Origin of the sequence: Actinoplanes derwentensis (genome assembly GCF_900104725.1) — a bacterium.
GTDB classification, from domain to species: domain Bacteria; phylum Actinomycetota; class Actinomycetes; order Mycobacteriales; family Micromonosporaceae; genus Actinoplanes; species Actinoplanes derwentensis.
On sequence record NZ_LT629758.1, the window covers coordinates 7,414,103 to 7,426,229 of the forward strand.

The following is a 12,127-nucleotide window of genomic DNA, read 5'->3' on the forward strand; positions in this document are numbered from 1 at the left end:
GCGAATCGAACCCCGACTCAGCACGCTGGAAAGGCACCGCGGGGACTAGCGCCGGTTGGTGTGGTGGTCCTCGACCGGGTCGGCGTGGTGCCGGCCCACCCGGGAACTGCGGTCGCGGGAGGACGTCTCGGGATAGTTGCTGTTCTCGGCTCGGTGCTGTCCGCGATAGGGGCGGTTGCCGAGCCGGTTCTCCTCGGTGTTCGAGTCGGCGAGCAGACGGCGGACCACGTTGAGGTCGCCGCCGGAGTAGTTCTGTTCGAGCACCCGGGACGAGCGGATGTTGTTCGGACGTTCGGTCACGGCTGACCTCCGGCTGGATCGGGTCCGGTCGGTGGACCGGCGCTCGTGGGTTTTCTCGCAGGCGTGTCCGCGGGGACGGTCGGACGGCGTCGGCTCGGGTTCGCGGTAGTGATGCGGTTTTCCCCGTGGATCAAAACCGGGATCCGGTACGGGGTGATCGGAATCGGACCGGTCGTCATTGCGATCATCGGAACGCGGCTGCTCGTGATGATCGGGTTCGCCGGGTGACCGTGGCGGATCAGGAACGGACAGGACGGCACTTCGGCGGGCCGGTGCCACGCGCCGTTCCTCGGGGACGGCCGGCAGGTCCGGTACCTCGGAAAGGTGATCCGGGGTCTTCACCACGGCACGAGGCTGTTCGCGTCGCGGCCGGGCCGGCTCGACAACGGACGGCGGCGGCCCGGGCCCGTCAGCCGTCGAGGACCGGCCGGTCGTCGAGGAACGGCCGGTCGTCGAGGAACGGCCGGTCGAGGACGAGCCGCCGGTCGAAGACGAGCCGTCAGTCGAGGACGAACCGCCGGTCGACGAGGAACCGTCAGTTGAAGACGATCCATCGGCTGATGACCGGTCGCCGGTTGCGGAAGGCCCGGCGGGCGGGGACGAGTCCGGGGTCGATGGCGGGCCGGTCGGTGAACGGAACGGTGAGCCGTCCGGCCGGGTGCCCGGTGTCGAGGCGGGGTTGCTCCCGTCGTACCCACCCGGCTGTTGATCTGGTAGCCCGGGGCCGGACGAACCGAGGGGCGCGCGGGAACCCGGTGGGGTCGCGGACATCGGCGGCGGCAACGGTGTCGGCAGCACCGGCCTGGTGGAGGGCGGCGACACCGGCCCGGTGAAAGCAGACGAGGGCGGCGCCACCGGTCCGGTCGCGGGCGGCGGGAGGAACGGCACGTCCATCGCCCCGGTCCGGTCCTGCCCGGTGATCTCCCGCGACCCGGCGGTGATCACCGCGAGCGTCGGCAGGGAGGCGAGGCCGACCAGGAGCGCGACCATCAGCACGTATCGCCGGGTCGGGCCGGAGAAGCCGAGGTCTTCGCGATACACCCCGTTCAGGCGCCTGCGCAGCACCTTGGGCGGCGGCGCGAAGTCGTCGTCGGGCAGCTGCGGCACGCGGGTGTCCCCCCAGTGACAAAGATCGACTTGGATCTGTTCCGGTCACTGGGAAGAAACGACCGATGGGTCGTCCGGGCGCGGTGTGGTGGGGCTATTCGTACCAAAGTGATGGCATGAATACCCTTAAAACGGACAAATACTCTTGACGATGCGTCAGCAGAAAATCTCTCTTTGCTATGTGATCACGCTCACTCTCTCTGTCAGGATGGGATCGACGGCATCGCCGCTGTCGCCTTTTGCCTACCAGCAAGGTCAAGCGGCCCGTCCCGGCACCGATAGTCACCGTGCCGGAGCTGCCGCGCAGTCGGCCCCACCCGGGCCGGGCGCGGTTTTCCGCAGGTCAGCCGCGCGACCGGGCAACACCCGACGCGGGCGCACGAGGAAACAGGAGACACGGATGGCGAAAGGCGAGAGCGTTGCCGGGACCGACATACCGGCCGGCGGCTTCGTCCAACTGCTGACCCCCGACGGCGAGCGTGTCGACAGCGTGACCACCGCTGACGGGACGACGTACTCGGTCGACTTCACCGATGAGGAGTACCGCGAGCTCTACCGCGACCTGGTCACCATCCGCAGGCTCGACACCGAGGCGGTCGCTCTGCAACGGCAGGGTGAACTGGGCATCTGGGCCAGTCTGCTCGGTCAGGAGGCGGCTCAGGTCGGTTCCGGGCGGGCGCTGCGGCCCCAGGACATGGCGTTCCCCACCTACCGCGAGCACGGGGTCCTCTACTGCCGCGGGATCGACCCGATCATGCCGTTCGGGCTCTTCCGCGGCGTCGACCAGGGCGGCTGGGATCCCCAGGAGTTCCGGTTCAACCAGTACACGATCGTCATCGGCTCACAGACACTGCACGCGACCGGCTACGCCATGGGCGTCACGATGGACGGCAAGACCGGCTCCCTCGACGGCGAGGCCGTGATCGCCTACTTCGGGGACGGCGCGACCAGCCAGGGTGAGGTCAACGAGGCGTTCGTCTGGTCCGGCGTCTTCAACGCGCCGATCGTCTTCTTCTGCCAGAACAACCAGTACGCGATCTCCGAACCCCTCGAACGCCAGACCCGGGTCCCGCTCTACCAGCGGGCCGGCGGCTACGGCTTCCCCGGCATCCGGGTCGACGGCAACGACGTGCTGGCCAGCTACGCCGTCACCCGGCAGGCACTGGACAACGCGCGCACCGGTCAAGGGCCGACGTTGATCGAGGCCTACACGTACCGGATGGGTGCGCACACCAGCTCCGACGACCCGACCCGTTACCGCATCGCGAGCGAGGTCGAGTCGTGGAAGGCCAAGGACCCGATCAGCCGGCTCCGGGCGTTCCTCAGCAAACAGAAGATCGCCAAGAAGGACTTCTTCACCGAGGTCGACGACGAGGCCACCACCAAGGCCCTCGATCTGCGCGAACGGGTGCTGGCGATGCCGGACCCACAACCGGTGACGCTCTTCGACAACGTCTATCCGAACGGCTCGCCCGAACTCGACACCCAGCGCGCCGCGTTCACCGAGTACCAGGCCTCTTTCGAGGGGAGCGGGCACTGATGATCACTCTGGGTAAGGCAATCAACCACGGGCTCCGGCGCGCGTTGGAGGACGACCCCAAGGTCGTGATCATGGGAGAGGACGTCGGCAAGCTCGGCGGCGTCTTCCGGATCACCGACGGCCTGCAGAAGGACTTCGGCGAGAACCGGGTCATCGACACGCCACTGGCCGAAGCCGGCATCGTCGGCACCGCGGTCGGGCTGGCGATCCGCGGGTACCGGCCGGTCTGCGAGATCCAGTTCGACGGGTTCGTCTTCCCGGCGTACAACCAGATCGTCGCCCAGGTCGCGAAGATGCATTACCGCTCCCAGGGCAAGGTGCGGCTGCCGATCGTCATCCGGATCCCCTTCGGCGGCGGCATCGGAGCGGTCGAGCACCACTCCGAGTCGCCCGAGGCCTACTTCGCGCACACGCCCGGTCTCAAGGTCGTGAGCTGCTCGAACCCGGCCGACGCGTACTCGATGATCCAGCAGGCTATCGCCTCGGACGACCCGGTGATCTTCTTCGAGCCGAAACGCCGGTACTGGGAGAAGGGTGAGGTCGACCTCGACCTTGCGCCGTCCTTCCCGCTGCACTCGGCCCGGATCGCCCGGCCCGGGTCGGCGGCGACGCTGCTCGCCTACGGCCCGATGGTCCGGGTCGCGCTCGACGCCGCCGCCGCGGCTGCCGAGGACGGCCGGGAACTGGAGGTCATCGACCTGCGCTCGCTCTCCCCGATCGACTATCCGGTGATCTTCGAGTCGGTCCGGCGGACCGGGCGCGCGGTCGTCGTGCACGAGGCCCCTGGCAACGTCGGCCTCGGTGCCGAGATCGCCGCCCGGATCAGCGAGGAGTGCTTCTACTCACTGGAGGCACCGGTGCTGCGGGTGACCGGCTACGACACCCCGTACCCGGCGGCCCGGGTGGAAGAGGAGTACCTCCCCGATCTGGACCGGGTCCTGGACGCCGTCGACCGTTCGTTCGGCTGGTGACGGCGATGTCCCGGATCAAGGAGTTCAACCTGCCCGACCTCGGTGAGGGGCTGACCGAGGGCGAGATCCTGGCCTGGCTCGTCAAAGTCGGCGACACCATCGAACTGAACCAGCCGATCGTCGAGGTGGAGACGGCCAAGGCCGCCGTCGAGATCCCGGCGAAATGGGGTGGCGTGGTCACCCGGATCTTCCACGAGGCCGGGACGGTGTGCGAGGTCGGCAAGCCGATCATCGCCATCGACACCGACCCATCCTCGGCTACTCCTTCTACTCCCGCTGCCACTGCTTCTTCTTCCGCGCCTCCTTCTTCCGCGCCCGATCCGGATTCCGGCGGCGAGGTCGAGGCCGGGCTGATCGGTGGACCGGCGCCGGGCGGTCGCACGGCGGTCCTCGTCGGTTACGGTCCGCGCACCACGAGCGCAAAACGACGACCCCGCGCTGGTACGGGTATCGCAAACGGTCCCGCCCCGGACGTCATCACTCCGGTTTCCGCAGCCCCGGCTGTGGCTTCCGTCGTGCCGGCTGTTCGGGTGGGGCCGGTGCTGGCCAAGCCGCCGGTTCGCAAGCTCGCCCGGGACCTGGGTGTGGATCTCGCCACGGTTGACGGGACCGGGCCGATGGGGTCGGTGACGCGTGACGATCTGCAACGGGCGGCTGCTCCGGTCGTACCGGAAACCGCTCGGGAAGCCTTTGACCCGGAGTCTCGGGAACGGCGCATCCCGGTCAAAGGGGTGCGGAAGCTCACCGCGGCGAACATGGTGGCGTCGGCGTTCACCGCGCCGCACGTCACCGAGTTCCTGACCGTGGACGTGACCCGGTCGATGAAGGCTCTGGAGAAGCTGAAGGCGCGGCCCGAGTTCGCCGAGACCCGGGTCTCACCTTTACTACTGGTGGCGAAAGCGGTGCTGTTGGCGACCGCGCGGCACCCGATGGTCAACTCGACGTGGTCAGGTGGCACCGGCGAGATCGTGGTCAAGGACTACGTGAACCTCGGTATCGCCGCCGCCACCGAGCGCGGATTGATCGTCCCGAACGTCAAGGACGCCGCCCGTCTCAGTCTGCGGGAACTCGCCGAAGCTCTGAACACTCTCGTCCGGGTCGCCAAGTCGGGGAAGACGCCACCGGCGGACATGACCGGCGGCACGCTCTCGATCACGAACGTGGGCGTGTTCGGCATCGACTCCGGCACACCGATCCTGCCGCCGGGCGAGTCGGCGATTCTGGCGTTCGGCGCGATCCGCCCGATGCCCTGGGTGCACAAGAACCGGATCAAGTCTCGTCAGGTCACCACCCTGGGGCTCTCCTTCGACCATCGGATCATCGACGGCGAGTTGGGCTCCCGATTCCTGCGGGACATCGGCACGTTCCTGGAGGACCCGGAAGGAGCACTCCTCAGCTGGACCTAAGGTCTTTCGGTCACATCATCGAGAGACCTTCGATCCTTAGGTACATGACCCAGCTCACCCCCTAATTCGGTGGCCGCGTCCCGTTGGTCGATGCATAATGGAGTCAACAACGGGACGCGCGCCGAGGGAACCGCCACAAGCGGCCGGCGACGCTCGTCAAAGCGAAACCGGCTACCGCCGGAGGAATGAGCACGTCATGAGCACCGCCCGGACCATGATCGACCGCTTCCGTCAGCGTCGGATCATCAGCCGCGACAACCGCGCCATCAACCGCGCGCTCGCCGGCGCTCCGACTCAGGCGATGCGTGACGAGATCGCCGTCATCGCCCAGCGGCGCTGGATCTCCTGACCCGCGCCCGCTCTACCTCTCGAAACGGCCCGCCCGGGTGACCTGGGCGGGCCGTTTCGTGTCAAATCACACTTTCGAAGATCGAGCCATCGTCCCTCCGGGGCGTATACCGGGATTCCTACCGCCGCAACCGCCCGGTACCGTGGGCACGGTCCCCGATCCGGCTCTGCCGGTCGGCCCGGGAAACCGGGGCCATCGGCGGCGACAGCACTTCGGCCCCCGGCACGGCGGGGTTGAAAAGCTGGCACGGCCCAACGGCGGAAGGTCGCCGCTGGGGTCGCGTCCGTGCAAAGCTGGCACGGCCGCATCGATGAGGAGGCGCATATGACGTCCGAGGGGCAGCACGCCGGTCAGCCGGCCGAGGCCACGTCGGGCGGACCCACGTCGAGCGGGTTCCCGCACGACCCCGAGGGTCAGCGGCCCGACCAGCGCACAGCCGGCCGGGCATCGGCTCCGCCTCCCGCTGAGGGCTTCGCCAACTCCTACGGGCCACCGCCGGCCAGTGCTCCCGGTGGGGGCTCGCCGTTCGTGGTTCCCGCAGTCTCCACCTTCGGTGCGGGTCCCAACCCCACCGGCGGGACGTCGTACGGGTCCGCACGTGTGCCACAGCCCGAGAGCGAACTGCCGCAGCGGAACGCCTCGCCGTACGGGTCGGTGGCCCCCGAGGCCTCGCCGTACGGCACGGTCGCGCCCGCACCCGGCCAGCCCGGCACACCACCTCCGCCGTACGGTTCGGCACCCCCGGCCCCTTCCGGGGCCGCCTGGGCGCCAGCCGGTTCCGACCCGGCCGCGACGCCCTCGCCTGGCTTCCCGCCGCCGCCCGCCGGTTTCCAGCCCGCCGCTGGCTTCCCGGCGCCCGCCGGTTCCCCGGCATCCGCTGGATTCCCGCCGTCCGCTGGATTCCCGCCGTCCGCGGGTTTCCCGGCGCCCTCGCCGCAAGGTTCCACCGATTCGGCATCGCCGTTCGGCGCCTCCGGTCTGCCCGCTCGCACACCGCAGTCCGCGGCCGATCCGGCTGCTTCGCCGTTCGGAGCCGCCGGCCTGCCCACTCGCACACCACCGGCTTCGGACAGCCCGTCCAGCTTCGCGGCGCCGAAACCCGGTGGGCTACCCACCCGTAAGCCCGGCGCCACCGCGCCCGAGGACGGCGGTCTCGGCCGTTCCTTCTCCGCCTTCGGTGACCAGGCGGTGCGGGTCCCCGGCGCCAGCCTCTCCGACCTGCCTGACGGTTCCGCGGGCCAGAGCGGCTTCACCGCCGGTCCCGCACAGAACAGCTGGATGCAGCAGAACGCCCGGCCCGCCGAGCCCGCCGCCGATGCCTCGCGCCCGGCCGCCGACTCGTTCCCGTCCCGGCGCGGCGACGGCGGCGGATTCCCGCTGCGCGCCCCCGCCGGCCCCGGCACCGATCCGTCCGACTCCCCGTCCGGCCCGGGGTCCAGCTCGCAGCCCGCCTTCGGATCCAGCCCGCAGCCTGGTTTCGGGCCCAACTCGCAGCAGGGCCTGGGGTCCGGGTCCCAAGGCCTCGGATCCGGCGCACAGGGGCTCGCGCCCGGTTCGCAGGGCCCCGGAGCCGGGACGCAGGCTGGCCTGGACCTGCCTATTCGTAGCCAGCAGCCGTTCGGCACATCGCCGTTCGCGTCCTCCGCGCCCGCCAGTCCCTCCGCGGCCGCCGGTTTCCCCGCGCCCGCTGGTGAGGAGCAGCCGCCCGCGACTGCCGCCGGTTACCCGCAGCGTGTCCCGGGGGCGGCTCTCGCCTCGGGCGGAAGCCTGTCGTCCAATACGCCCGCCGCAGGCGACCCGCTGTCGGGCTCGTCACCGTTCGGCGGCGCGTCTCCGGCCAGCAGCACGCCCGGCACCTCACCGTTCAGCGGATCCACCGGATCCGCCTCGGTCAGCGGCGCACCCAGCGCTTCGCCGTTCGGCCCGGCCGGGTCCTCGCCGGTCAGCGGTTCCCCGGGCGCCTCGCCGTTCGGCGGGTCCGCTTCGGTCAGCGGCGTGCCCGGCGGATCGACCTTCGGCTCCGCCGGGTCGTCCCCGGTCAGCGGCACGCCCGGAAACTCGCCCTATGGCGCATCCGCCTCAGTCAGCGGCACGCCCGGGTCCACGCCGTTCGGCGCGGCCGGGTCGTCCCCGGTCAGTGGTTCCCCGGAGAACTCACCGTTCGGCGGGTCTTCCCCGTCCAGCGGTTCTTCGGGAGCGTCGCCGTTCGGCGGATCCACCGGATCCGCTTCGGTCAGCGGTGCACCCGGGTCCTCGCAGTTCGGCGAGTCGGCTGGTTCCTCGCCCTACGGCGCCCCGGCGAGTTCCTCGCAGTTCGAAGACTCGGCAGGTTCCCCGCAGTTCGGAGAGTCGGCCGGCTCTTCGCAGTTCGGGGACCCGGCTGGATCTTCGCCGTATGGTTCCGTCAGCTCCTCGCAGTTCGGGGACTCGGCAGGTGCTTCGCCATACGGTGCCGCCGCTAGCTCCCCGCAGTTCGGAGACCCCGCCGACGCCTCGCCGTACGGTGCGGTCGCCGGCTCCTCACCGTTCGGAGAATCGGTGGACTCCTCGTCATACGGTGCTACCGCCAACTCCTCGCCATACGGGGAATCGGGTGGATCCGGTTCCTTCGGGGCTGCCGCTGGTGACGCACGGGGTCCGTTGGCTGCCGCCGATCAGTCCGGCGCCGACAGCCGTGGCTCGGCCGATCCGCAGGGCGCTTCGTCGGTTCCGCAGCCGCGTGAACCCGGCGCGCCGCGTGAACCCGGCGCCAAGCCCGCCGTCGGCTCAGCCCGTCCGGTGACGGCCAGTGCCTCGGTGCCCGGCCGGGTCAGTCCGAGTGAGGCGGCCGAGATGCCGCCGCCGCCCGCCGCCGCGCCGCAGGCCCGGGTCTACGGTCGTCCGGCCGCGTCCACTCCCGACAAACCGGAGGACGACTCAGCCGGTTCCTCCCGGTCCGGCGAGGTTCCGTCCGGCGGGTTCGCCGTTCCGTTCGGCGGCCAGCCGGGTGAGAACCCGTCAAGCCTGCCCCAGCGCGGCTCGGCTTCAGTCGGCAGCTTCGGATCACCGCAGGGTGACTCCGGGTTCGGCGCGCAGCACGAAGCCCCCTCAGGTGGCTTCGGCTCCCCGCAGCATGATGGTGTTTTCGGAGCACCGCAGCATGATGGTGGATTCGGAGCACCGCAGAACGACGGTGGATTCGGAACGCCGCAGAACGACGGTGGATTCGGAACGCCGCAGGGTGATGGTGCTTTCGGGGCACCGCAGAGTGAGAACCCGTCCGGCGGTTTCGGCCTGCCGCAGCGTGGTCAGGCTCAGTCCGGCGGTCCGGGCGAGCCCGGCTTCGGGCCTCGTGGTGAGAGCCCGTCCGGCGGTTTCGGATCGCCCCAGAACACCGGATCGCCCCAGAACGATGGCGGTTTCGGAGCACCGCAGGGCGGCAACTACGGAACGCCGCAGAACGACGGTGGCTTCGGAACATCGCAGGGTGATGGTGGTTTCGGGGCGCCGCAGGGTGATGGTGCTTTCCGAGGGCCGCAGCACGGCGAGAACAGCTTCGGGGCACCGCAGGGCGAGAACTCGTCCGGCGGGTTCGGGCTGCCGCAGCGGAACGCCGATGGTGAGCCGCAGTCCGGTGGGTTCCCGGCCGCGCCGGAGACTCCCGGGTTCGGTGGCTTCTCGCCAGCCGGTGAGGGAGTGGCTCCGCAGTCGCCGGCTCGGGCGACCGCCCGTGCGACCGCGAGCGCCCGAGTGACGCCGCCGGAGGTTCCGGGTGCCGGTTCGCCGTTCGCGATGCCGGGTTCCCCGCAGTTCCCGGGTCCGGGCGCGAGCGCCATGCCGGGTTCGCCGTTCTCCGGTTCGGGTTCGGCCATGCCGGGTTCGCCGCAGTTCCCGGGTTCGGCGCCGCCGTTCGGTTCCGGTGACCAGGCTGGTTCGCCGTTCGGCGGTCCGGCTGACTCGCCGTTCGGTGCGCAGGCCGGCCCGCCGTTCGATGCGGGCCGTGGTGCTCAGGCGGACCACTACAACGAGCACACCACCGATGTCTCGGGCCGCGGCGACTCGCCGTACGTCCCGTTGCCCGCGTTGTCGCCGATGCCCGGTGAACAGCCCAGCGGCGGGATCTACCCGGGTGGTCCGGCGGCTCGCGCCACGGTGACCCCGCCCGGTCCGGAGGACACCACGAGCTGGCCCGGCCCGGCTGACGAGCAGGGCAAGTTCGACCAGTTCAAGGCGGACACCCCGGCACCGGCCCCGTCTGCGAAGACGAACGTGCGAACGATTCCGGCGGCTCTGGCCGTGGCGCTCGGCGCGTTCGTCCTGCTGGCGGTGGTGTTCGGACTGGTCTTCCTGATCTCGGGTGAGGACGAGTTCAATGTGGCGCAGGGTGACTGTGTGAAGCGCAGCGGCACCACACCGGTGGTGGCGCCGTGCACTGAGCCGGACACGTTCCAGGTCACCAACATCGTTACGGCCAAGGACCAGTGCGGTGACGCCACCCAGCCGTACATCGTGATCCCGAAGGACAGCGGTGACCAGGTGCTCTGTCTGAAGAAGAACGGCTGACCGCGAGCGTCGGCACAAAGCAGTGAACCAGGTCCCGCTCGGGTGAGCCGGGGCCTGGTTCGTTCATACGGGTAGGGCACGATGGCGGGATGGAATTTCGCGTGCGTGCGCCCGAACTCAAGGGTCGCGGTTGGCTGAACACCGGCGGTAAGGCTCTCACTCTGGCCGATCTGCGCGGAAAGATCCTGCTCCTGGATTTCTGGACGTTCTGTTGCATCAATTGCCTGCACGTCCTGGACGAGCTTCGCCCGCTGGAGGAGAAGTACGGCGACGCGCTCGTCGTGATCGGCGTGCACTCGCCGAAGTTCGAGCACGAGCGTGACCCGAAGGCGTTGGCCGCCGCGGTGGAGCGGTACGGCGTGCATCACCCGGTGGTCGACGACGGCGACATGCACCTGTGGGAGCAGTACGCCGCGAAGGCCTGGCCGACGCTGGCCGTGGTCGATCCGGAAGGCTATCTGGTCTCCTCGATGGCGGGTGAGGGGCACGCCGAAGGCCTGTCCCGGCTGATCGACGAGCTGATCATCAAGCATGAGGCGAGCGGCACCCTGCACCGCGGCGACGGCCCGTATGTGCCCCCGCCCGCCGCCGAGGGTCTGCTGCATTTCCCGGGCAAGGCGATCGAGCTGGCCGACGGCAATCTGCTGGTCTCCGACTCGGCCCGGCACTCGGTGGTGGAGTTGTCGCCCGATGGGGCGACCCTGGTGCGGCGGTTCGGTGGCCCGGAGCGGGGCGTGCCGTTCAGCGAGCCGCAGGGCATGGCGCTGCTGCCGCCGGCGGTGGCGTCGACGGCCGGCTACGACGTGGTGATCGCGGACACGGTCAACCACCAGCTCCGGGCGATCAATCTGATGTCCGGCGAGATCACTCTGGTCGCGGGTTCGGGACGGCCGTGGCGTTCGACGGTCGACGATCACGCACACGACGCCTTGGCCGCGGATCTGTCATCGCCGTGGGATGTGGCCTGGTTCGACGACAAGGTCGTGATCGCGATGGCCGGCATCCACCAGCTGTGGTGGTTCGACCCGATCAAGCGCACGGTGGGCGTCTACGCCGGTACGACGGTGGAGGCGCTACGGGACGGCCCGATCCCGGACGTGTGGATGGCCCAGCCGTCCGGCCTGTCGGTCAGCGCTGATCAGAAACGGCTGTGGATCGCCGACAGTGAGACGTCGGCGCTGCGCTATGTCGAGGCCGGCGTGATGCATACCGCAGTCGGTCAGGGACTGTTCGATTTCGGTCACGTGGATGGTCCGGCTGCCGAGGCGTTGTTCCAGCACCCGCTCGGTGTGGCCGCTCTGGCGGACGGTTCGGTTCTGGTGGCGGACACGTACAACGGCGCGGTTCGTCGTTTCGATCCGGAGTCGGGCGAGGTGTCCACGGTGGATTCCGGACTGGCCGAGCCGAGCGACGTTCTGGTGACTCAGAACCAGGTGATCGTGGTGGAGTCGGCCGCGCACCGGCTGACCCGGCTGGCACCCGGCGCGGTCAAGACGGTGACCGGGGAACGGCACAAGACGGAGCGCCCGCCGTCGCACCTGGCTCCGGGCGAGGTGACCCTGGACGTGATCTTCACGCCGGCGCCGGGGCAGAAGCTGGACAGCCAGTTCGGTTCGCCGGTGCGGCTGACCGTGTCGGCGTCGCCGGCCGAGCTGCTGCTGGACGGCGCCGGCGTCACCACTGACCTGACGCGCAAGATCACCCTCAACCCGGACGTACCCAAGGGGGTCTTGCAGGTTGTCGCGCAGGCCGCGACGTGTGACGTGGACGCCGAGTTCGGTGCCTGTCATCTGACCCGGCAGGACTGGGGTGTGCCGATCGTGATCGACCCGGCCGGCCCGCAGCGCCTACCGTTGATCTTGCGAGGGGTGGACACCGCGAACTGATATCCGTCGAGTGACGGATAAGGGGC

Annotated in this window: 7 protein-coding genes; 6 read left to right on the forward strand and 1 reads right to left on the reverse strand. The window is 69.9% G+C overall.

The window, feature by feature from the left end:
• Window positions 1–45: 45 nt before the first annotated feature.
• Window positions 46–1,407 (reverse strand): hypothetical protein, encoded by a 1,362-nt coding sequence (locus tag BLU81_RS32745; RefSeq protein WP_092550023.1) that lies wholly within the window; start codon window positions 1,405–1,407, stop codon window positions 46–48.
• A gap of 400 nt (window positions 1,408–1,807) precedes the next feature.
• Between BLU81_RS32745 and pdhA the strand changes: the two genes are divergently transcribed.
• The 6 genes from pdhA (at window position 1,808) to BLU81_RS32780 (ending at window position 12,101) form a co-directional block, all read left to right on the forward strand.
• Entirely contained in the window at window positions 1,808–2,947 is a 1,140-nt protein-coding gene (pdhA, locus tag BLU81_RS32750) for a pyruvate dehydrogenase (acetyl-transferring) E1 component subunit alpha (protein WP_092550026.1), read from the forward strand.
• Window positions 2,947–3,918, forward strand: a complete 972-nt coding sequence (locus BLU81_RS32755) for an alpha-ketoacid dehydrogenase subunit beta (protein ID WP_092550029.1) — start codon at window positions 2,947–2,949, stop codon at window positions 3,916–3,918. Before pdhA ends, BLU81_RS32755 begins: the two co-directional genes overlap by 1 nt.
• 5 nt (window positions 3,919–3,923) lie before the next feature.
• A complete protein-coding gene (locus BLU81_RS32760) occupies window positions 3,924–5,324 on the forward strand; it encodes a dihydrolipoamide acetyltransferase family protein (RefSeq protein WP_092557971.1) in 1,401 nt (466 codons plus the stop codon).
• Between the two features lie 196 nt (window positions 5,325–5,520).
• Window positions 5,521–5,673 (forward strand): hypothetical protein, encoded by a 153-nt coding sequence (locus tag BLU81_RS49325; RefSeq protein WP_172890662.1) that lies wholly within the window; start codon window positions 5,521–5,523, stop codon window positions 5,671–5,673.
• 324 nt (window positions 5,674–5,997) lie between these two features.
• Entirely contained in the window at window positions 5,998–10,215 is a 4,218-nt protein-coding gene (locus BLU81_RS48720; protein WP_157751869.1) for an LppU/SCO3897 family protein, read from the forward strand.
• Window positions 10,216–10,304: 89 nt separating this feature from the next.
• The gene (locus tag BLU81_RS32780; RefSeq protein ID WP_092550041.1) at window positions 10,305–12,101 is read left to right on the forward strand and encodes an NHL domain-containing thioredoxin family protein; all 1,797 of its coding nucleotides are present in this window, start codon (window positions 10,305–10,307) and stop codon (window positions 12,099–12,101) included.
• Window positions 12,102–12,127 lie beyond the last annotated feature (26 nt).

Coding starts and splice junctions, on each gene's coding strand:
- pdhA (WP_092550026.1), top strand. CDS start 1,808: ATGGCGAAAGGCGAGAGCGTTGCCGGGACCGACATACCGGCCGGCGGC.
- BLU81_RS32755 (WP_092550029.1), top strand. CDS start 2,947: ATGATCACTCTGGGTAAGGCAATCAACCACGGGCTCCGGCGCGCGTTG.
- BLU81_RS32760 (WP_092557971.1), top strand. CDS start 3,924: ATGTCCCGGATCAAGGAGTTCAACCTGCCCGACCTCGGTGAGGGGCTG.
- BLU81_RS49325 (WP_172890662.1), top strand. CDS start 5,521: ATGAGCACCGCCCGGACCATGATCGACCGCTTCCGTCAGCGTCGGATC.
- BLU81_RS48720 (WP_157751869.1), top strand. CDS start 5,998: ATGACGTCCGAGGGGCAGCACGCCGGTCAGCCGGCCGAGGCCACGTCG.
- BLU81_RS32780 (WP_092550041.1), top strand. CDS start 10,305: ATGGAATTTCGCGTGCGTGCGCCCGAACTCAAGGGTCGCGGTTGGCTG.